Genomic DNA, 18,709 nt, shown 5'->3' on the forward strand with positions numbered 1-18,709 from the left:
CGTCTCCGAGCTGCTTCCCGAGCTGACGCTGGCTCAGAAGTGGGATCTCACCGCTTTGGAGCTCGCCCGCAACGTGCACACGCATCCGACGCTGTCGGAGGCGCTGCAGGAGGGCTTCCACGGCCTCGCCGGCCACATGATCAACTTCTGATCGACACGTTCATCGGCGTCGCACGCTGAAGGGGGCGGCCCCGCCCTGCATGGTGATCATGTTCGTGGTGCCGCGCCGCAACGGTGCTGTTCCGAGCAGCCTGATCGCACCGTTGCGGACGGCGAGAGCCGGCCCCTTCGTTGCGTGGCCGACCGTCATGTAGAACGCCGAGCGGCGCTGAGCGCGAGCGACTGCGTGTTGGACGCGCCGCTCGTACTCCCGAAACTCGGGCCGTGCACCTGTCAAAGAACGCTCCAGTGCGGCAGCGAGCTCGAGCGCTGCCGCCCACCCCAGGTTCATCCCCTGCCCGCCGATCGGACTGACTTCATGTGCGGCATCGCCGAGCAGGACGACACGTCCTGCACTCAGGCGCGCGGCATGGTGTTGCTGCGCCCGGAACACGGTGGGAGAAAGTCCGGCAGGAAGTTCCAGCTGGCGACCGGTGCGCTCTCGAATCGCGTCGACGAACGCGTCTGCCTCCCCCAGCGCGCCCTGCGTTTCAGCGGCGACCCAGCGCCGCTGACCGTGCGGAAGAGGAAACGATTCGACCAGTCCGGCGCTCTCACAGTGCAATTGGACGCGGGCGTCGTCCCGTTCGTGCGCGATGTCCACCATCGCGTATGAACCGTTGCCGTATCGCCTGCGCCAGCCGATGCCGAGCCGGCGGCGAATTCCGCTGCGCACCCCATCTGCAGCGACGACGAAAAATGCGGTGGCGTGCCGCGGCGGTGCGCCGGCTGTGTCGAGTTCGAGATGCACCATCCCCTCTTCATTCCGCACGTGACGCACCTCATGACCGGTGAGCAGTCTCGCCGAGGGCAACTGACGAAGGCGTTGCATCAGCAGCGCGTGTGTTCGACGCTGTGGGAGAACGAGCACCCGCTGTTGCGCAGAGAACGAGAGGGAAGCCAGTACGCGACCGTCCCAGAGCACGTCGCCCCCGTCCAGCGCGAGCGCCTCGTCTTCTACCTCATCTCCCACGCCGACAGCATCCAGCGCGGCAAATCCGGGAGGATGAATCCCGATGGCCTTCGACCGGTCATCGTCATCGACGCGTCGTTCGTAAACAGCGACATCGATCTCTGCCTGCGCGAGCAGACACGCCGCGAGCAATCCGACCGGCCCCGCCCCGACGATCGCAACGTCATGATCCGGCACGGGACGCCTCCCACCGCAACTCGACCCGAGCGGGAAAGGCTCGTCGCACCCGCCACCCGCTCGGCGCAGTCGATGCGAGCTCATCTGCGGTATATGCCCGGCGGATGCTGGTGAGCCCATCCACCCGGATGAAGGAGTCGGCGAGAAGGGTCGCAGCGAATGGCCACGTCGCTGCGGCGAATGCACGATACGCGAACCTGCTGCGTTCGATATCACGATGGATGACGATGCCGCCGTCGCCGACGAGACGGGCGCAATCACGCAGCACGCCGGCCAGCTCATCGCCTGACAGGTGGTGCAGCAGATGGTTGGAGATCACCACATCGAAGCGCTCATCAGCGTCGGCGAGCTCTCCCGTGTACGCACACCGGTATTCGACCGCGGAGCCGCGACCGCGCGCCCATTGAATCGCCCGCGGATCAGCATCGAGAGCTGTCACGGTGATCGGCAGCGCGTCCTTGCTCGCCCATGCGGCGATGGCGCGCGATACGTCGCCGCCGCCTGCGCCCACGTCGAGAACCCGGAGCGGTGCCTGCTGTGCTCGCGGACGGATGTCGCGCCGATACACCGATCGCCACCGTGAGACCACGGCGTTCACGAGCGAGAAACGCTCGTAGGTTCGCTCCAGCATGTCCTGGTCCGCGTGCGGGTCGTCCATCAGCTCTCGGGCGTCGACGGCGCGGCTGGTGAGGTCAACGGCCATCGGCGTCAGACGACTGTCATCAGGGCGCTCTCGGCGGTCAGCCCTGGTCCGAATGCCATCGCCACCACGCGTTCCCCCGCGTGGGCGCCCTCTTCTTCCAGGATGCGACGCAGCACGAACAGCACCGTGGCGCTGGACATGTTTCCGTAATGCCGGAGCACTTCTCGAGCCGGATGCATCTGCTGTTCTGAGAGAGCGAGTCGTTCCTCGACGCGGTCCAGGATGCTGCGTCCGCCGGGATGGATCGCCCAGTGCGCGACCTGCTCGCCGACTGTGCCGTCATCGAAGGCCGCGGCGAGGGAGTCCTCCCCGGCGTACAGCGGACGGAGCGCGTCGAAGACGTTCTCGCCGATGAGCTGCGGGACCGCGGTGGAGAGGACCATCTCAAAGCCTTCATCACCGATCGTCCACGCCATGTCGTCCTTCCCGTCCGGAATGATGCCCGTGTGGAAGCGGTCCAGCGAGAAGCCCGGCGTCTCGGAATCGACGTCCCTGGCGGTGACGAGGCCCGCGGCCGCCCCATCGGCGAAGAGCGATGTGGCCACGATCATGTCGGGATCCTCGGTGGAGCGCAGGTGCAGCGTGCACAGTTCCACGCTGACGACGAGCACGACGGCGTCCGCGTCTGCTGCGCAGAACTGACTCGCCGCTTTCAGGGCGGGCATGGAGGCGTAGCATCCCATGAACCCGAAGTGATAGCGCTGCACGCTGTCTGCCAGGCCGAGCCCGCGGACGATCTCATAGTCAGGACCCGGCGCATGAAACCCGGTGCACGAGACGGTGATCACATGCGTGATGTCAGCAGCGGTGATATCTGGGTCGGCGTCGAGCGCACGACGGGCCGCTTCGACGTAGAGCTTCCCGGCCTCGCGCACGTAGATCTCATTGCGCACCTTCGTTCCTGGTGACAGCAACGCGCCGCTGTCTCGGTCGTAGAACAACGATGTCTCCACGTCCGCGGCCAGTGACAGCTCATCGAGCACGGTGTATCGGGTCTCGATGCCCGACCCGTTGAAGGATGCTGTGACAATGCGCTTCGCCAATCGTCCGAGATCGGGTTGCGCGGCGAACACATCGCGCACCTCGTCCTGTCTCAGCGTCGTGTCAGGGACGATCGTCTGCAGGGAGCGGAGGACCGCGGAGTTTCTCATGAGGTCACTCAAGCACGCACGGCAACCTGAATAAAGGGGGTTGCGTTCAGAAACCGAGGGCGCGGGCGAGCTTCGATCCGGATGCCGCGTGCCGCCCTCCAGCGGCGAAGATCGCCGCCTCGACCGCGGCGAAGAACGCCTCCCGTCCGGCGACGTCTGGCGCAGCGGCAGGCCCGAGCTCCATCTCCCACTCGCGCCATTCGCGCTGTTCTCCTGCACGCAGGTCAGTCGCGCGCACCCGATCGTCGACGAACTCGGCCACGGTCCCGGAAGGACCGGTGAGCAGGTAGGCGGTGCGATCGTTCTCGATACGGGCGAGTGAGCTGAGCGGACTCGTCGTCCAGCGTGCGATCGCACGGGCGACAGCGTCGGGCACACCATCGTCTTCGCCGAGCGGCCAGCCCAGCTCGAGACGGCCGTCCCCCTCACGGGGGCCTTTCACATGCCAGCCCTCATCGGAGCCGCCCGTGCGACGGCGCAGGGCGACACCGGCACGTGAGAGCGCAGCATCCATCGTGTCGAAGTAGCGCGCATCCAGCGCACGCAACTCACCGTCGGTGACAGCGGTCACCCCCGGGATTCCCTCCCATACCGGCAGGGCCATATCGACATCGACGTCGTATTTGCGTTCGATCTCGATCGCGCGTGAGGGCTCAGTCGTCATGGGCATATTTTAGGCGTCGAGCGGTGGGATGCCGTGATCGTGGGGCGCCTGCGATCAGGTCAGCACGACGCCGATCAGCGCCCCGACGATCATCCACGGGCCGAAGGCGATACGTGTGGAGCGCGTAGCTCGCCGCAGCGCCATCAGCACGAGCGCATAGAGCGCGGCCAGCACGAAGGCCGCTGCAGCGCCGATGACGAGCTGTTCCCAGCCGTGCCAGCCCAGCACGACGCCGATGACCGCTGCGAGCTTCACGTCCCCGCCGCCGATGCCGCCGCGGCTGGCGGCGCGCATCACGGCGTAGAAGCCGCCGAGAATGAGCATCCCGCCGACCGAACGGGCAAGCGTCCATACCTCCCCTGTCACCAGAGCGTCCGCCATGACGAGCACGATCGCGCCGCCGAGCGTCGGCAGCACGATGCGGTTCGGAAGCCGATGTGTTCGCGCATCGATGATCAGCAGCCAGACGCCGATTCCCAGCAGCACGAGATGCGCGAGAACGACGACGGACGCATACGCGATAGGGGGCGAGGTCATCTTCGAAGGGTACGAGAACGGCGCTTCTCGCGATGTGACCCTGTGGATAACTCCGATGTCCGATGTGCGAATTACGCTCAGAGATGCAGTTGATATATTCGCACTTATCTTCGAGGATGGAATCATGGGCACCCCAGAGATCTCAGCGGCCCGCGCGCACGATCTGCATCGCCTGCGCAGCGAGATCGCGCGCATGCAGCGGCGACGCAGCGATGTGCCCTTCCTGCCGCTCGATCCGGCTCTGGCCTCGCTGCTGCCCGATGCGGGGTTGCGCGTCGGCTCGTCGTACTCGATCTCTCCCTCGCCGAGCCTGCTGGGTGCCCTACTCGCCGCCCCCTCGCAGAAGGGCTCGTGGTGTGCGGTCATCGGCATGCCCACCGTCGGCATCGAGGCGTTGGCCGGGTTCGGGGTCGATCTCGAGCGTCTCGTGCTCGTTCCCGATCCCGGTCCGCGCTGGCTGACGGTCGCCACCGCGCTCTCTGAGGTGATTCCCCTGATCGCGGTGCATCCACGCAGCCGCGTGGCCGATGCCGATATCGCCCGGTTGAACGCTCGGCTGCGTGATCGCGGCTGCACGCTGCTGGTCACCGCTGAATGGCCGCAGAGCGAGGCCACGATCCGCGTCGAAGAGTCCGAGTGGCACGGGCTGGGCACCGGGTGGGGGCTTCTGGCCGATCGCACGGTGACCCTGCGTGCTTCCGGGCGCCGCTACGGTGCGTCGCGGCGTGTGCGCGTGCAGTTGCCCACCTCCCTCGGGCAGGTCGGCACCCGGGTCGCTCCCGTGCACACGATCACCTCTGCGCCCGCTGCGACAGAACTGGCGGCGACCGGATGATGCCGCCACGCCACCTCGTGCTGTGGCTTCCCGATTGGCCGGTGCGCGCCGCACTCGGCGCCGCCTCTGCCGATGAGCCGGTCGCGATCGTGCAGGCGAATCTGGTCATCGCCTGTTCGGCGACAGCCCGCGCTCACGGCGTGCGGCGCGGCCAGCGTCGCCGACTCGCGCAATCACGCTCACCTGCGCTGCAGCTGATCCCTGCCGATCCGCGACGAGATGAACGAGCCTTCGTACCGGTGCTGCGACTGCTCGAAGACCTGGTACCCGGTGTGCAGCCGTTGCGCCCCGGGCTCGCCGCGCTCCGCGCCCGCGGCGCCGCACGTTACTATGGCGGAGAAGAGCAGGCTGCGCTGCGGCTCATCGACGAACTCGCCGTTCAGGGGTACCCCGGCTCCCGCGCGGCGGTTGCCGATGGCCTCTTCACAGCAGAACAGGCCGCGCGGCTGGCTTCGCCCGCACGCATCGTCGCCCCGGGCGCTTCGCGGGAGTTTCTCGCTCCGCTTCCGGTGCAGACGCTGGACGACGCTGAGGTGGCCGGGCTGCTGCAGCGGCTGGGCATCCGCACTCTCGCCGAGTTCGCCGCTCTTGCCGAAGGCGATATCCGCGACCGACTGGGCGAGCGCGGCGTTCGGCTTCATGCGCTGGCCTCCGGAGCTGATTCACGCCCGCTGACGCCGCAGCAACCCGAGCCAGAACTCGCGCGTGAGGTCGTCTTCGACTCCCCGCTCGAGCATGCCGATCAGGTGGCTTTCGCGGTAAGGCAGACAGCGGATGCCGTCGCCACCGCACTCGCTGAGCTCTCACAGGTGTGCACCGAGGTGCGCATCGACCTCACCGACGACAACGGCGGCGTCTCCTCCCGAGTGTGGATGCATCCGACCTCTTTCGAGGCAAGCGATCTGGTCGATCGGGTGCGCTGGCAGCTCGAGGGGCTGCGCCCGAGCGAGGCATCCGCCGGAATCGCCGAGGTGCGAATCACCCCGACCCGAGTCGATGACAGCTCCCACCACCAGCCGGGGCTGTTCGGCCAGGGCCCGCACGAGCGACTGCACCATGCCGTGTCACGGGTTCAGGCGATGCTCGGCCACCGCGGCGTCGTCACTCCGGTCGTCATCGGCGGGCGCCGGCTCGCAGATCGGCAGCTGCTCCAGCCCTGGGGCGACAAGGTGCCGCCAGAGCGCGACCGGGCACTCCCCTGGCCCGGGAGTCTGCCGCCGCCGTACCCTTCCGAGATATTCTCCCCGCCGCAGTCGGTGCGTGTGACGGCCGCAGACGGCACGGTGCCAGCGGTCGACGATCGCGGGGACCTCTCGGCTGCTCCCGCCGCCATCGACGAGACCCCGATTCTGAGCTGGGCTGGCCCTTGGCCGCTGCGCGAGCGGGGGTGGGATCGTGATCGCGCCCGCCGCGCTCACCGGTTCCAGATCGTGGATGAGGCGCAAGGTGCCTGGCTCGTGCTGTTCGAAGACGAGGCCTGGTGGGCTGAAGGACGGTATCGCTGATGGGATGGCACAACCCGCCGATGCCGTGGAAAGAGCTCGAGCAGACGCTCAGCGCACCCACGCAGCCCCGCCGCCCCAGCGCCGATGACGCACCGTCTCGCCGCCGGGACCACGGTCCGAGCAGCCAGCGCAGAAAGGCACCGCCGCCTGCGCCGATCGCCCGGCCGGAAGATGCCGTCCCCTACGCCGAGCTGCACGCGCACTCCTCGTTCTCGTTTCTCGACGGGGCCAGTGCTCCCGAAGATCTCGTCGCCGAGGCAGAGCGCCTCGGGCTCACAGCGCTCGCGATCACCGATCACGATGGCTTCTACGGCGCTGCCCGCTTCGCTGAGGCGGCCGATGTGAGCGGCGCTCAGGTGCAGACCGTGTTCGGCGCCGAGCTGTCACTCGGGCTGCCCGCGCCCCAGAGCGGCGTCCCCGATCCGCTCGGCGAGCATCTACTCGTCCTCGCCCGCGGAATGGAGGGGTATCACCGGCTCTCCGGCGCCATCACGAGAGCGCAGCTGCGCGGCGGCGAGAAGGGCCGACCGGTCTACGATCTCGACGACCTCGCCGCGAGCGCCGAGGGGCATTGGACGATCCTGACCGGGTGCCGCAAGGGCGCGGTGCGCCAGGGGCTTGCCCGAGGGGATGCCGTGACACCGCTGCGCCACTTGGTCGACCTCTTCGGACACGATCAGGTCGTGGTCGAGCTCATCGATCACGGCGACCCGCAAGACACGCGCCGCAACGATGCTCTCGCGGATCTTGCGACGAGCCACCGGCTGCCGATCGTGGCGACGAACAACGTGCACTACACCGCACCCGAGCGCGCGAGGCTCGCCGAGGCCGTCGCCGCGGTTCGTGCGACGCGAGGCTTGGACGAGCTGGACGGCTGGCTCCCCGCACATGATGCGGCGCATCTGCGCAGCGGCGCTGAGATGGCGACCCGTTTTCGCCGCTACCCCGGGGCGATCTCCGAGGGGTTGCGCATCGCCGCCGATGCCGCGTTCGAGTTGCGACGTGCGCGACCCGCCCTGCCGCGGCAGAAGGTGCCGCCGGGGCACACGCCGATGAGTCATCTGCGTGCGCTCGTGTGGGAGGCGGTCCCGACGGTGTATCCGCAGCTCGACCGAGAAGGACGAGAGCGCATTACCCGCGAGCTGGCGGTGATCGAAGAGAAAGACTTCCCCGGGTATTTCCTCATCGTGCACGGCATCGTCACCGAGGCGAAGCGCCGCGGCATCCTCTGTCAGGGGCGCGGGTCAGCCGCGGCGAGCGCGGTCTGCTATCTGCTGGGCATCACTGCGGTCGATCCGATTCTCTACCGTCTTCCTTTCGAGCGGTTCCTCGCGACCACGCGTGAGGAAGAGCCGGATATCGATGTGGATTTCGATTCCGATCGTCGTGAAGAGATCATCCAGTGGGTCTATGAGACCTATGGCCGTGAGCGCGCCGCGCAGGTGGCGAATGTGATCCAGTACCGTCCGAAGAACGCGGTGCGCGATATGGCCCGGGCGCTCGGGCACGCCTCCGGCCAGCAGGACGCCTGGTCGAAACAGGTCTCCGGGTGGGGCGCCGCGCTCGAGCCCGCTGTCGGGCATGACATTCCCGAGAACGTGCTGGAGTACGCCGGTGAGCTGCTGAAGGCGCCGCGGCACCTGGGCATTCACTCGGGCGGAATGGTGCTCACGGCGAGACCCGTGGGTGAGGTCGTGCCGGTGGAGCATGCGCGGATGAAAGATCGCACGGTCATCCAGTGGGATAAAGACGATGCGGCGTGGATGGGGCTGGTGAAGTTCGACCTGCTGGGGTTGGGCATGCTGGCTGCGCTGCAGCACTGCTTCACTCTCATCGCCGAGTCCACGGGTGAGAGCTGGACGCTGCAGACGCTGCCGAAGGAAGAGTCGGCGGTGTACGACATGCTCTGCCGTGCGGATTCGATCGGGGTGTTCCAGGTCGAGTCCCGCGCGCAGATGGGGCTGCTCCCCCGCCTGCAGCCGCGCTGCTTCTACGACCTGGTCATTCAGATCGCGCTCATCCGACCGGGGCCCATCCAGGGCGGGGCGGTGCACCCGTTCGTCCGTCGAAAGCTGAACAGAGAAGAGGTCACCTATGCCCACCCGGTGTTAGAGCCGATCCTGAAGCGCACCTTGGGGATCCCCATCTTCCAGGAACAGCTCATTCAGATGGCGACCGCTCTCGGCGATTGCACGGCGGATGAGGCTGATCTGCTGCGCCGGGCGATGGGATCCAAACGCGGGCAAGAGAAGATCGAGCGGATTCAAGAGAAGCTGTATGCCGGCATGGCCGAGAAGGGGCTCGACGAGGTCACCGCTGACCGCATCTATGCGCAGATTCAGGCGTTCGCGCATTTCGGTTTCGCGGAGTCGCACTCGCTGTCGTTCGCGCTTCTCGTGTATGCCAGCTCCTGGCTGAAGCTGCACTACCCCGCCGCTTTTCTCGCCGGGCTGCTGCGTTCGCAGCCGATGGGATTCTATTCTCCGGCGACGTTGACGGCTGATGCCCGTCGGCACGGTGTCGAGGTGCGCCGCCCTGATCTGCATGCGTCGGATGTCTCGGCAACGCTGGAGCGCTCGAACGATGCCCCCGTCCCTTCGGGGCAAAGCGCCTGTCTGCTCTCGGAGCATCCCGCCGCCGGGCCTTTCCGCCTCGATGCCCCTGATGAGTCGCCCGCGCACCGGCGGGATGAGGCGTTCGCTGTGCGGCTGGGGCTTGCCGATGTGCGCGGTATCGGCACAGCGCTGGCCGAACGAATCGTCACAGAACGCAGTGAGAACGGTCCCTACCGCGATCTGCATGATCTGGTGCGCCGCACCGATGCCACCGCGGCCCAGCTGGAGTCTCTGGCCACGGCTGGCGCGTTCGAATGTCTCGGGTTGAGTCGGCGCGAGGCGATCTGGCTCGCCGGCGCCGCGGCAGAAGATCGCTCACGTTTCCTTCCCGGCACGACGGTGTCCGTGCAGCCGCCGTTGTTCACCGACCAGAGCAGCTACGAGCAGCTGGCCGCTGACCTCAGCAGCACCGGTGTCTCTGCCGATGATCATCCGATGGCTCATTTCCGCTCGGCGTTGAACGAGCGCGGTGTGCTCACCTCTGCCGGTTTGCGTGAGCATGAGGTCGGTCGGCGCATCGAGGTCGCCGGTCTCGTGACGCATCGTCAGCGACCGGCGACGGCCGCGGGGGTCACATTCGTGAACCTGGAGGACGAGCACGGGCTCGTCAATGTGGTCTGCTCGGCGGGCGTCTGGACTCGCTATCTTCGCGTCGCGAGAGATTCACCCGCGTTGATCGTGCGCGGCATCCTGGAGCGCTCCCCCGAGGGCGTCATCAACGTTCTCGCCGACGCTTTCCAAGATCTGCGCACCGGTCTGGAGCATCGTTCTCGTGATTTCCGCTGACCCCGGCTCCCGCGCCCCGAAGCCAGCGCGTCACCAGAGCCAGCGCGTCACCAGAATCGTGGCGTCTCCGGCTCCGGTTCGCGGTCTGTCCCGCCCCACCGGAGTGCTTCGTCGCGCGCGGCGTCTGCCGCGGCATCCGCTTCTCGCAGCGCCGCATCGCTTTCGGCTGTGCCCGGGCGCACCGCGTCAACGACCAGCGTCGTGCGCACGCGGCTCGCGGATCCGGTCACCGTGCAGGCCACCACCGTGCCCATCCATCTCGATGTCTGTCCGGTCGGCGCATCGGAGCGTTCGAAGCGCACCCCGGCATCGATGTCGACGATCGCGGCGATGGATGCGCTGCCGGATTCATCGTGCGTCTGGGTGACCTCGATCCGATGCCCGCGCGAGATCGGCGCTGAGAGCGAGAAGACGACCGTCCTGTCCATGTGCTCACTCTAATCCTCACGCTGTGAACTAATCCTCAGGCTGTGAAACGGCACCGCGCTGCAGCAGGCGCGCGGTGAGCGGGCCGATCACGATGAGCGCCAGCCAGGTGAGCTTTCCTGCCTCGGGGCTCCACAGCAGCGCGACCGGGATGGAGGCGAGGAAGACCACAGAGGTCGGAAGCGCATCGAGAACGAATCGGCGGTGCTCTTTCTTCGTGAGCGGTTCGATCTCGAGGCCGCGCGCACGCGCCACTTCGAACACGCCCAGTTGCAGCAGCGACACGACGGCGATGTTGGCGGCGTAGAACACGGTCGGCAGGGCGAATTCTGCCGACCCGGGGTCGCTGATTCCCTGCGTCGTGAAGGGGATGAGAATCACGAAGGCCGCCGCTGCCAGGTTCGCCGCGGTCGTTGCCGCATCCATCGCTGATATGCGTTGGACGAGTTTGACGTTGATCCGCCAGAACACGGCGATGACGATGAAGCTCAGCGCGAAGCCGCCGAGCTGATGCAGCACGCCCGTTGCCAGCAGCGACGAAAGATCCTGCCATGCTTCGGCCGGTGGCGCGTCGACGTTGGCTATGAGCAAGGTGACGGCGAACCCGTAGACGGCATCGTAGAAGCTGACGCCGCGATCGAACTCGGCGGAGTCGCGTCGAAGCAGCCCCTCGCTGTGTATTCTCACGCTCCCACCCTGGCGAACCCGGGTGCGTCTGGCAATGGCCTGTGCGCTCTCTCCTATACTCACAGCATGTCGTCGTCTTCGCTGTTTGAGCGTCTCGGCGCTCGCGCGGGGCGCGTCTATTTCGCATTTCAGGCGGTTGCGGCGGCGCTGTGGTGGGTGGGGGTGTTCGCCAGCGACAGCATTCGCACCCTCACGCTCGGCGGGCTGGATCCGGTTCTCATCGCCATCGTCGATATTCCGCTGTTCGTGGTCGCCTCTGCGCTGATCGCTTTCGGCGTCCGCCGCCTGGCCTGGGTCGTCGCACCGTGGGCTGCGGTGGTGACATCCGGCATGGCGATCTACGCCACGCTGAGCGGCGAGGCCGGCTGGGGCGTGCTGGTCATGGCCGCAGCGACCGCCGGAAGTGTCGCGGCGGGCCTCGTGGTACGGCTCGGGCGCCTTCCCGTCGGGTGGATCCTGTTCGGCCCGTTTCGCATCACCGTGGCGCCGATCGCCCAGGCGCGCACGCATGTTGTCCGCACGGGCGTGCAGGTATTCGTCTTCTGGGGCCTGTTTCTCGTCGTCTTTCCTGCCGTGATCGTCATACTCGAACAGCGCTGGGCGTTGCATGTCGCCTTTCCGATCGCCGTGCGCTGGGCGGGGCTCGTCGTGCTCATCGCGGCGAGCGCGTTGGGAATCTGGTCGGCGATCGCGATGTCGACCCGAGGCGCTGGCACGCCGCTTCCGTCAGCCACCGCGCGCACCCTGGTGATCGCGGGCCCGTACCGGTTCGTGCGCAACCCGATGGCGCTGGCGGGTATCGCTCAGGGAGCGGCTGTGGGGCTGATGGCGGGGTCGTGGCTGGTCGTCACCTATGCACTGTGCGGCTCGCTGGTGTGGAACGGGGTTGTTCGCCCGCTGGAAGAGCGCGACCTGGTGGCCCGGTTCGGGCCGGCCTACGCCGACTACGCGCGCCGCGTGCGATGCTGGCTGCCCAGGATCACGCCGTTCGTGCCCGTCGCGCCGCGCGCATGACCGGCACTCTCCGCGATCACACAGGAGCGTTCTTCTACGCTGGATAATCATGGAATCCGGAGCGGAGAATCTCAACGCCATCGCGACGTGGGCCATCTCGCTCATGGAGACCCTCGGCGGCATGGGTGCTGGCCTGGCGATCGCCTTGGAGAACTTGTTTCCGCCGCTGCCAAGCGAGATCATCCTGCCTCTGGCCGGGTTCACCGCGGCGAAGGGAACCCTCGGCCTCGTCGAGGTGCTGATCTGGACGACACTGGGGTCGGTTATCGGCGCACTCGCGCTGTACGGTATCGGCGCGTGGCTGGGTCGGCGCCGCATGTATGCGATTGTCGAGCGGCTGCCGCTCATCAAGGCCGCCGACGTCGAGCGCACCGAGGCGTGGTTCGACAAGCACGGCTCGAAAGCGGTGTTCTTCGGGCGCATGATTCCGATCTTCCGGAGTCTGATCTCGATTCCGGCGGGCATCGAACGGATGCCGCTGCTGCGGTTCACCCTGCTCACCACGGCGGGCAGCGCCATCTGGAACACGATCTTCGTGTTGGCTGGCTTCTTCTTGGGGGCGAACTGGCACGTCGTCGAGGAGTACGCCGGCATCTTCCAGAAGGTCGTCATCGCCGTCGTCGTCATCGCCGTGGCGGTCTGGATCTTCATTCGGGTGCGTCAGGTGCGGCGCAATCGCGTCGCGGTCGACTGAGCGGCCCGTGGCGGGCGGGGAAGACCGTACGATGGCGGAATGAAGCTCGGCATCATCGGGGCTGGCCGCCTCGGCAGTGTGCTGACCCGGCTGGCGGCATCGGCCGGGTATCGTGTGCTCGTCGCGCGCTCGGGGGATCCTGCGCCGATCGCGGCGCGGATGCAGGCGCTCGGCGCCGAGGCCGTGTCTGTCGACACTCTCGTTGACGAGTCGGATGCCGTGATCCTGGCGCTCCCGCTGGGCAACTATCGGATGCTGCCCGCTGAGGCCCTCCGCGGAAAACTCGTGTTGGATGCGATGAACTACTGGTGGGCATCCGACGGCATCCGTGATGATCTGAATGATCCGCGCACGTCGACGAGCGAGCTCGTGCAGGCGCATCTCGACGGCGCTCGCGTCGTGAAAGCCCTGAGCCATATGGGGTATCAAGATCTCGAAGACGAGGCTCGTCCGACCGGAATGCCCGAGCGCAAGGCGATCGCCATTGCCGGTGATCATAGTGACGATATCGAGCAGGTCGCCCGCCTGGTCGACGATCTCGGTTTCGATCCGGTTGCCGCCGGTCCGCTGTCGGCGGGCATCATGCTCGAGCCCGGTGCCGAGGCGTTCGGCGCCGATGTCGCCGCCACGCAGCTGCGTGACATGCTCGACGGGTTCTGGACCTCGCAGCGCGGGATCATCGTGGCCAGGGCGCGGGCGAACTCCGGCTAGCGGGCCCGACTGCGCTCGTCAACCCGGTCCCCTGCGGTGAGAATCGGCCCTACGGTGGCTGACACATCGACGAAGGGATCTGAGATGAGCGACGCCCAGAGAGGGAACACGAAACACGGTCCGGCTCTCGACGACCAGATGGAGCAGGAGACACGCGGCATGGTCCAAGGTCATGGCGACCGGCCGCATGCGGAGCCGTTCCGGGAGACCGAGCCACTTCCCGATGACACCGATGCCGCCGATGTGGAGCGAGCCTTCACCGGCGAGGACCCGGAGGCCGATGATGCTTGATCAGGATCGAGTGGCCACCCTACTGCGGGAGAAGGGACCGTGGACGTTCGCCTACGTGGACGGTCCGGGTGAAGAGCCTCAGGTCGTCGAGGAGACGAGACAGGACTCGATACGTCGCCGGTTGGACTCGGCAGGCGCTCCGGGGGGCGGACGCCGAGGTGATCACTCGCGCCTTGCGTGAGCGCCCCGGTCTGCCCGCGCCATCGACGCGATATCTCCTCGCGCGGGATGGGACGCTTGAGGTCGACGAGTCCTTGCCCGGCCCGCGTGTCGGCCCAGAGCACACCGGGCACGATGCCATTCCGCCGCTCCTGGCGCTGGTACGCCACAGTGATGACCGCCTGCACTACCTCGTCGTGGAAACGGGCCGCGATGGCGCAGAAGTGCGACGGGAACGGGCGGGACGGATCCCAGAACTTGTGGAGGAGATCGAGGGACGAACGGACGCGCTTCCCAAGGTGCACGCTGGTGGACTGTCGGAGGCGCGGTATCAGAGAACATCGGAGGAGATCTGGAAGCTCAACCAGCGCGAGGTCGCCGACACGGTCAACGCTCTGGTTCGTGAGAATGCTCCGGCTTTTCTCATCGTCTCCGGTGACGTGCGTGCGCGACAGCTTCTGCGCGATGAGCTCTCTGACGCGGCCCGGCGGCTCGTCGTCGATGTCGAAGCGCATACGCGTGCAGCCGGCGCTGACGACGGGCTGCTCGATTCGGCGATCGCCGAAGAACTCGAATCGCACCATGACGAAGCGGTCGCCGACGCCTCGGACCGTGCTGACGTCGATAACGGACGACGAGGAGCGCACGGCATCCCCGAGATCGTGGCCGCGCTCCAGCAGGCACAGGTGGAGACGTTGCTGTTGGATGCCCGCCTGGCGGAATCGGATCAGCTGCTGGATGCGCTGGAGGCACCGCCCTGGGTCGGCTCGGACGACGATCTGGATGTCGGGATCGTCGCGCGGGTCCCGGCCGCTGAAGCGCTGGTTCGCGCCGCGATTCTCACCGACGCGCGGATTCTCATCGCCGGAGACGAACCGGATGCCGAGGATGCCCCGCGGGAGCATCGCGCCCCGCGCCCGCCGTTGGCGGTGCTGCGCTGGCCGCGATGATTTCCCATGGCGGCGCGTGCCGCGCGACACTCGTCACCTGCGCTGTTCACCCTCGCACCACAGGTCCGCGCTGATCGCTGACGCATCCGGCGGTCGGATGCGTTGCCAATTACGGCCGCCACGGGCGAAAGCGATGTGTACCGAGGGCGGGGCCTGATCGTGCGGAACCGGGTCGCTGAGCCAATCGACGGCACGGATATGCACCAGATCTGCTTCTGCCGCCTTCGCGCTATCGTCATATCGCCAGCTTCCGGTGATTCTGCCGAGCCACAAGAAGGCCTGGGCGTCACGGGTCCAGACGAACGCGCCGCGGGGCGCGGCTGCAAATCTCTCAAGCCGGCGCGCGGCCCGCTCACCCCGGTTCTGATCGGTGCGCGTGATCGCCTCATCGAGTGTTCGCGGCGGTGGGTCCAGTCGCCCTCCGATCCCGCAAACGGCCGTTTCCAGGGCTCGCTCTACTGCGGCGCCGGTCGGCACCTCGACGTCGCGTGAGCGCATGGGCGCACGAAACACCGACACAGCGTTCGCACCGGTCATGCTCATTCAGCCGGGTCAGACGTCTTCGGGGGCGACATCTCCTTCGCCCTCAGCGCCCAAATCCGCGATGACCGGATTGGCGCCCTGAGACTCGGACTGCTCGGCGGAGCCGTGCAAATCCTCGATCGGGATCTCATCATCAGCATCCGGAATCTCGCTGGGGTCACCTCCGGTCGCGGTCGCCGCGTCCAGGTCACTCTCCGAAGCGCCGTTGTCGAGAGCTTCGGTGCGCTCCCATTCCGCCTGGGCCGGGTCGTCCGGTGTCGAGTTCATGTCTCCTCCTCTGTCTGCAGAAGGACGGATGCACCGCCGTTCTGCGCTCAGTCTGGACTTTGTCTGCCGTCGGGTGTGAGGGGGTTGACTCGTCACGGGTTGACGGCCCGCGATACGCGAGGCCTCGATCCTCCGGCCTATCGCCGCTGAGCGACGATAGATTCTCCGCGGCGTTCCTGTACGGCACGGCCCAGGTCGGCGAAAGCCATGTCGCCGTGTACGCCCGCTCCGGCGGTGACTCCCGATGCGGCGGATGCGACGACCATGGCCATGGGCTGAGCGGAGTTCCCTGCCGCCCACACACCGGGAACGGGGGTCATCCCCCGAGGGTCGCTGGGGATCTGCATGCCGAAGGGGGTCTCTTCGGCGATGCCGCCCAGCGCCTCGTAGAGCGCGGTTCGAGCGTGGAACCGCGGGGCGACGACGACGGCGTCGAGTGCGACGGTGCGGCCGCCGTCCAGTTCGATCGCGCGCACCTGAGATCCGTCCATGAGCAGGCGGTTCACACGGGATGCGACGACCTCGACGTTCAGCGCCGCCAGCTGCTCACGCTGCTCTTCCGTCGGGGTGGCGGCCTCGTGGAGGAACACGGTGACGCGGTCGCTGAGCTGCGCGAACAGCAGCGCCTGGTGAATGGCGACCTCGTCGCTGCTGATGATTCCGATGCGCTCGCCCTGCACTTCCCATCCGTGGCAGAACGGGCAGTGCAGAACGCTCTGCCCCCACCCCTGCGCGATGCCGGGGATGGCGGGGAGGTCGTCGACGAGCCCCGTGGCCAGAATGATGCGGCGCGCGTGCACGCGATGGGTGCTGCCTGCCACGTCCACGGTGAAGTCGTCGATGGTTCCTGACACGCCGGTCGCTCGCCCGTGCAGAATCTGCACCCCGTACGACTCCGCCTCTGCACGCCCGCGGGCGAGCAGTTCGCCGGGTGCGATGCCCTCGTTGCCCAGCACGTTGTGTGCTCCGTCGGCGGGTGCGTTGCGGGGCTTTCCGTCGTCGATCACGACCACCCGGCGTCGGGAGCGACCGAGGGCGACGGATGCCGCGAGCCCGGCGGCACCGCCACCGAGCACCACGGCATCCGCTTCGATGACTTTCGCCGGCGGCTGGGTTTCGGGGCGGGTCGCGATCCAGACTTTGCGCCCATCGATGAATGAGATCTGCGAGGTTCCGGCCGTGAGGTCGGCGATCACAGCGTCCAGGGCCGACAGGTCGTCATCGGTGAGGTCGTGGCTGTGCAGGTCGCGCAGCGTGCTCAGGCGTGCGGCGAGGAACTGCGCTCCCGCGGGCGTGGTCCCGTGCGCGACGAGCGCGTGCTCGCTGCTGTCTGCGGGCGCGAAACCGGCGTCGGAAAGCAGCTGCGCCCAGTCGGTGTCTGCGCCGGGTCTGCCGGGCGCGGGGGCGACGCGGTCGCGGATGCCGGTGCGGCCGGTGCCGAGATCGTTCGGGGTGAAGCTCTCGTGGCCGGAGAATTCAGTCAGCACGAGCTTTCCGCCGGGGCAGAGTGCGTCGAAGGCGCGTTGCAGCACGGCTGCGGGGTCGGCGATGTGATGCAGCGACAGAGAAGCCCAGGCCAGGTCGACGCCCTGCGGAATCGCTGCCGGCCAGTCGCTGTCGAGGTCGGTGAGGTGCTGTTTGATGCGGTCGGTGACGCCCTCGGCGGTGGCGCGCGACGCGACGTGTTCCAGAAGTTCTGCCGAGACGTCGATCGCATGCACGCGGGCTTCTGGGTAGCGCTTCGCGAGGGCGACGGCGTCGGCGCCGACGCCCGAACCGAGATCGACAATCGTGGCCGGAGCGGTATCGTGCGCGTCGGTCAGCTGGTCGAGGACGCTGTCGCGGATGGGGGCGCCGAGTTGTGCTCCGGCGTCGAGGTAGTCGGCGAAGCCGCCGGGCAGGGAGTGCCACAGCTCGTGCGGCAGGTGGTGGGTGTCGGGGGTGTGTTCGCGGGTCATGAGAGAGACGCTACCCACGATTCCCGTCTGGAGGATAAACTCTTGCATATGACGCAAGAAAAGACGGAGTCGGTCGTTCGCCAGCGCATCCGCGGACTGCGTATCGCCCGATCGTGGACGCTCGAGACGCTTGCCGCGCGGTGCTTTCTGTCACCATCGACGCTCAGTCGCATCGAGACCGGTCACCAGCGCATCGCGCTGGAGCAGCTGGTCGCTATCGCGAAGGCGCTGGGCACCTCACTGGATCAGCTTGTCGAGCCCGAGGGCGCCGACGACATCGTGATTCGTCCCGAGCCGGAGTCGATGGACGGGACGACCTACTGGATACTGTCTCGAGAGCGCGATCGGCGCGGTGTGACGATCGCGAAGATGCGCATCACGAAAGAGCGTGAGCTCACCACGCCACAGGTGCACCCCGGGTATGAATGGTTCACCGTGCTCAGCGGGGTTGCTCGGCTTCAGCTCGGCACCCGGACGATCATGGTGCACCCCGGGCAGGCGGTCGAGTTCGACACCATGACGCCGCACCTGATCGAGGCGCATGACGGCCCGGTCGAGATGCTGACGATCTTCGATCACGGCGGCGAGCAGGCGCATCTTCCGGGCGACCGCCACCAAAGATGATCGCCTCGAGCGTTACCTCTGCTCCGCGGGATATCGACGCAGCAGAGAGCCATTTCAAAGAGGCTCTAGACACCCGTCGGCATGGCCTGAACCGAAACTAGCGCACCGGATGCGGGATGCACGCGCGCCGCTGGATGCTGCTGACTCGTCACCTGAGGTCGCGGCGAAGAGGAACGAGTATCGCGAGAAGCCCAGCGACGCACGCGTAGGCGAGCAGAATGAACGCTCCCATCACCGGAGCCGCGAGGGAAGCAGCTCCGAGGGAGGTCTGCTCGGCCAG

Annotated in this window: 19 protein-coding genes and 1 pseudogene; 10 read left to right on the plus strand and 10 right to left on the minus strand. The window is 67.2% G+C overall.

Annotated features, from left to right (window positions below; all coding sequences use genetic code 11):
• Positions 1-151 (plus strand): annotated as a pseudogene (locus tag Q1J95_RS07225) (dihydrolipoyl dehydrogenase); the annotation flags it as partial.
• 9 nt (positions 152-160) lie between these two features.
• On the opposite strand, the gene Q1J95_RS07230 reads toward Q1J95_RS07225, so the two are convergent.
• The 5 genes from Q1J95_RS07230 to Q1J95_RS07250 are packed head-to-tail and all read right to left on the minus strand — an operon-like array spanning position 161 to position 4,364.
• Positions 161-1,309 carry an NAD(P)/FAD-dependent oxidoreductase gene (locus Q1J95_RS07230; protein WP_300266735.1) on the minus strand — a complete coding sequence of 383 codons (1,149 nt, stop codon included), beginning with the start codon at positions 1,307-1,309 and terminating at the stop codon, positions 161-163.
• Positions 1,296-2,012, minus strand: a complete 717-nt coding sequence (locus tag Q1J95_RS07235; RefSeq protein ID WP_300266737.1) for a methyltransferase domain-containing protein — start codon at positions 2,010-2,012, stop codon at positions 1,296-1,298. The genes Q1J95_RS07230 and Q1J95_RS07235 overlap by 14 nt, the downstream gene beginning before the upstream one ends.
• A 5-nt stretch (positions 2,013-2,017) precedes the next feature.
• Entirely contained in the window at positions 2,018-3,163 is a 1,146-nt protein-coding gene (locus Q1J95_RS07240; protein ID WP_300266738.1) for a type III polyketide synthase, read from the minus strand.
• 46 nt (positions 3,164-3,209) lie between these two features.
• Positions 3,210-3,827, minus strand: coding sequence for a CYTH domain-containing protein (locus Q1J95_RS07245; RefSeq protein WP_300266739.1), 618 nt, complete (start codon positions 3,825-3,827; stop codon positions 3,210-3,212).
• Positions 3,828-3,881: 54 nt separating this feature from the next.
• Entirely contained in the window at positions 3,882-4,364 is a 483-nt protein-coding gene (locus tag Q1J95_RS07250) for an A24 family peptidase (protein WP_300266740.1), read from the minus strand.
• Between the two features lie 124 nt (positions 4,365-4,488).
• Between Q1J95_RS07250 and Q1J95_RS07255 the strand changes: the two genes are divergently transcribed.
• The 3 genes from Q1J95_RS07255 to Q1J95_RS07265 are packed head-to-tail and all read left to right on the plus strand — an operon-like array spanning position 4,489 to position 10,105.
• On the plus strand, positions 4,489-5,199 hold the full coding sequence (locus Q1J95_RS07255) for a hypothetical protein (RefSeq protein ID WP_300266741.1): 711 nt from the start codon (positions 4,489-4,491) through the stop codon (positions 5,197-5,199).
• Positions 5,196-6,704 carry a DNA polymerase Y family protein gene (locus tag Q1J95_RS07260; RefSeq protein WP_300266742.1) on the plus strand — a complete coding sequence of 503 codons (1,509 nt, stop codon included), beginning with the start codon at positions 5,196-5,198 and terminating at the stop codon, positions 6,702-6,704. The genes Q1J95_RS07255 and Q1J95_RS07260 overlap by 4 nt, the downstream gene beginning before the upstream one ends.
• The gene (locus Q1J95_RS07265) at positions 6,704-10,105 is read left to right on the plus strand and encodes an error-prone DNA polymerase (protein ID WP_300266743.1); all 3,402 of its coding nucleotides are present in this window, start codon (positions 6,704-6,706) and stop codon (positions 10,103-10,105) included. Before Q1J95_RS07260 ends, Q1J95_RS07265 begins: the two co-directional genes overlap by 1 nt.
• Before the next feature lie 47 nt (positions 10,106-10,152).
• Here the strand turns inward: Q1J95_RS07265 and Q1J95_RS07270 are convergent, their stop codons facing one another.
• Both Q1J95_RS07270 and Q1J95_RS07275 read right to left on the minus strand, forming a co-directional pair.
• A complete protein-coding gene (locus Q1J95_RS07270; RefSeq protein ID WP_300266744.1) occupies positions 10,153-10,533 on the minus strand; it encodes a hypothetical protein in 381 nt (126 codons plus the stop codon).
• A 28-nt stretch (positions 10,534-10,561) separates the two neighbouring features.
• Entirely contained in the window at positions 10,562-11,218 is a 657-nt protein-coding gene (locus tag Q1J95_RS07275; protein ID WP_300266745.1) for a TMEM175 family protein, read from the minus strand.
• Positions 11,219-11,284: 66 nt separating this feature from the next.
• Between Q1J95_RS07275 and Q1J95_RS07280 the strand changes: the two genes are divergently transcribed.
• The 5 genes from Q1J95_RS07280 (at position 11,285) to Q1J95_RS07300 (ending at position 15,037) form a co-directional block, all read left to right on the plus strand.
• Complete coding sequence (locus Q1J95_RS07280) at positions 11,285-12,232, plus strand: isoprenylcysteine carboxylmethyltransferase family protein (RefSeq protein WP_300266746.1); 948 nt, start codon at positions 11,285-11,287, stop codon at positions 12,230-12,232.
• Positions 12,233-12,281: 49 nt separating this feature from the next.
• Entirely contained in the window at positions 12,282-12,926 is a 645-nt protein-coding gene (locus Q1J95_RS07285) for a DedA family protein (RefSeq protein WP_300266748.1), read from the plus strand.
• Positions 12,927-12,965: 39 nt separating this feature from the next.
• The gene (locus Q1J95_RS07290) at positions 12,966-13,637 is read left to right on the plus strand and encodes an NAD(P)-binding domain-containing protein (RefSeq protein ID WP_300266749.1); all 672 of its coding nucleotides are present in this window, start codon (positions 12,966-12,968) and stop codon (positions 13,635-13,637) included.
• 84 nt (positions 13,638-13,721) lie between these two features.
• Positions 13,722-13,928: a hypothetical protein gene (locus Q1J95_RS07295; RefSeq protein WP_300266750.1), complete on the plus strand. Its 207-nt coding sequence runs from the start codon at positions 13,722-13,724 to the stop codon at positions 13,926-13,928.
• Between the two features lie 158 nt (positions 13,929-14,086).
• Positions 14,087-15,037 carry a Vms1/Ankzf1 family peptidyl-tRNA hydrolase gene (locus Q1J95_RS07300; protein WP_300266751.1) on the plus strand — a complete coding sequence of 317 codons (951 nt, stop codon included), beginning with the start codon at positions 14,087-14,089 and terminating at the stop codon, positions 15,035-15,037.
• Between the two features lie 33 nt (positions 15,038-15,070).
• Here the strand turns inward: Q1J95_RS07300 and Q1J95_RS07305 are convergent, their stop codons facing one another.
• The 3 genes from Q1J95_RS07305 to Q1J95_RS07315 form a co-directional block, all read right to left on the minus strand.
• The gene (locus Q1J95_RS07305; RefSeq protein ID WP_300266752.1) at positions 15,071-15,574 is read right to left on the minus strand and encodes a GAF domain-containing protein; all 504 of its coding nucleotides are present in this window, start codon (positions 15,572-15,574) and stop codon (positions 15,071-15,073) included.
• Positions 15,575-15,589: 15 nt separating this feature from the next.
• Entirely contained in the window at positions 15,590-15,847 is a 258-nt protein-coding gene (locus Q1J95_RS07310) for a sugar ABC transporter ATPase (protein ID WP_300266753.1), read from the minus strand.
• A 137-nt stretch (positions 15,848-15,984) separates the two neighbouring features.
• Complete coding sequence (locus Q1J95_RS07315) at positions 15,985-17,805, minus strand: FAD-dependent oxidoreductase (RefSeq protein WP_300266754.1); 1,821 nt, start codon at positions 17,803-17,805, stop codon at positions 15,985-15,987.
• 48 nt (positions 17,806-17,853) lie between these two features.
• On the opposite strand from Q1J95_RS07315, the gene Q1J95_RS07320 reads away from it, so the two are divergent.
• Positions 17,854-18,429, plus strand: coding sequence for a helix-turn-helix domain-containing protein (locus Q1J95_RS07320; protein WP_300266755.1), 576 nt, complete (start codon positions 17,854-17,856; stop codon positions 18,427-18,429).
• Positions 18,430-18,709 lie beyond the last annotated feature (280 nt).

This window comes from Microbacterium sp. (assembly GCF_029263575.1).
GTDB lineage: Bacteria > Actinomycetota > Actinomycetes > Actinomycetales > Microbacteriaceae > Microbacterium.

What these genes read in the sequence shown, in the direction of transcription:
- Q1J95_RS07280 (WP_300266746.1), top strand. Translation starts at nt 11,285, where the DNA reads ATGTCGTCGTCTTCGCTGTTTGAGCGTCTCGGCGCTCGCGCGGGGCGC.
- Q1J95_RS07285 (WP_300266748.1), top strand. Translation starts at nt 12,282, where the DNA reads ATGGAATCCGGAGCGGAGAATCTCAACGCCATCGCGACGTGGGCCATC.
- Q1J95_RS07290 (WP_300266749.1), top strand. Translation starts at nt 12,966, where the DNA reads ATGAAGCTCGGCATCATCGGGGCTGGCCGCCTCGGCAGTGTGCTGACC.
- Q1J95_RS07295 (WP_300266750.1), top strand. Translation starts at nt 13,722, where the DNA reads ATGAGCGACGCCCAGAGAGGGAACACGAAACACGGTCCGGCTCTCGAC.
- Q1J95_RS07270 (WP_300266744.1), bottom strand. Translation starts at nt 10,533, where the DNA reads ATGGACAGGACGGTCGTCTTCTCGCTCTCAGCGCCGATCTCGCGCGGG.
- Q1J95_RS07255 (WP_300266741.1), top strand. Translation starts at nt 4,489, where the DNA reads ATGGGCACCCCAGAGATCTCAGCGGCCCGCGCGCACGATCTGCATCGC.
- Q1J95_RS07245 (WP_300266739.1), bottom strand. Translation starts at nt 3,827, where the DNA reads ATGACGACTGAGCCCTCACGCGCGATCGAGATCGAACGCAAATACGAC.
- Q1J95_RS07265 (WP_300266743.1), top strand. Translation starts at nt 6,704, where the DNA reads ATGGGATGGCACAACCCGCCGATGCCGTGGAAAGAGCTCGAGCAGACG.
- Q1J95_RS07320 (WP_300266755.1), top strand. Translation starts at nt 17,854, where the DNA reads ATGACGCAAGAAAAGACGGAGTCGGTCGTTCGCCAGCGCATCCGCGGA.
- Q1J95_RS07235 (WP_300266737.1), bottom strand. Translation starts at nt 2,012, where the DNA reads ATGGCCGTTGACCTCACCAGCCGCGCCGTCGACGCCCGAGAGCTGATG.
- Q1J95_RS07250 (WP_300266740.1), bottom strand. Translation starts at nt 4,364, where the DNA reads ATGACCTCGCCCCCTATCGCGTATGCGTCCGTCGTCGTTCTCGCGCAT.
- Q1J95_RS07315 (WP_300266754.1), bottom strand. Translation starts at nt 17,805, where the DNA reads ATGACCCGCGAACACACCCCCGACACCCACCACCTGCCGCACGAGCTG.
- Q1J95_RS07240 (WP_300266738.1), bottom strand. Translation starts at nt 3,163, where the DNA reads ATGAGAAACTCCGCGGTCCTCCGCTCCCTGCAGACGATCGTCCCTGAC.
- Q1J95_RS07310 (WP_300266753.1), bottom strand. Translation starts at nt 15,847, where the DNA reads ATGAACTCGACACCGGACGACCCGGCCCAGGCGGAATGGGAGCGCACC.
- Q1J95_RS07260 (WP_300266742.1), top strand. Translation starts at nt 5,196, where the DNA reads ATGATGCCGCCACGCCACCTCGTGCTGTGGCTTCCCGATTGGCCGGTG.
- Q1J95_RS07305 (WP_300266752.1), bottom strand. Translation starts at nt 15,574, where the DNA reads ATGACCGGTGCGAACGCTGTGTCGGTGTTTCGTGCGCCCATGCGCTCA.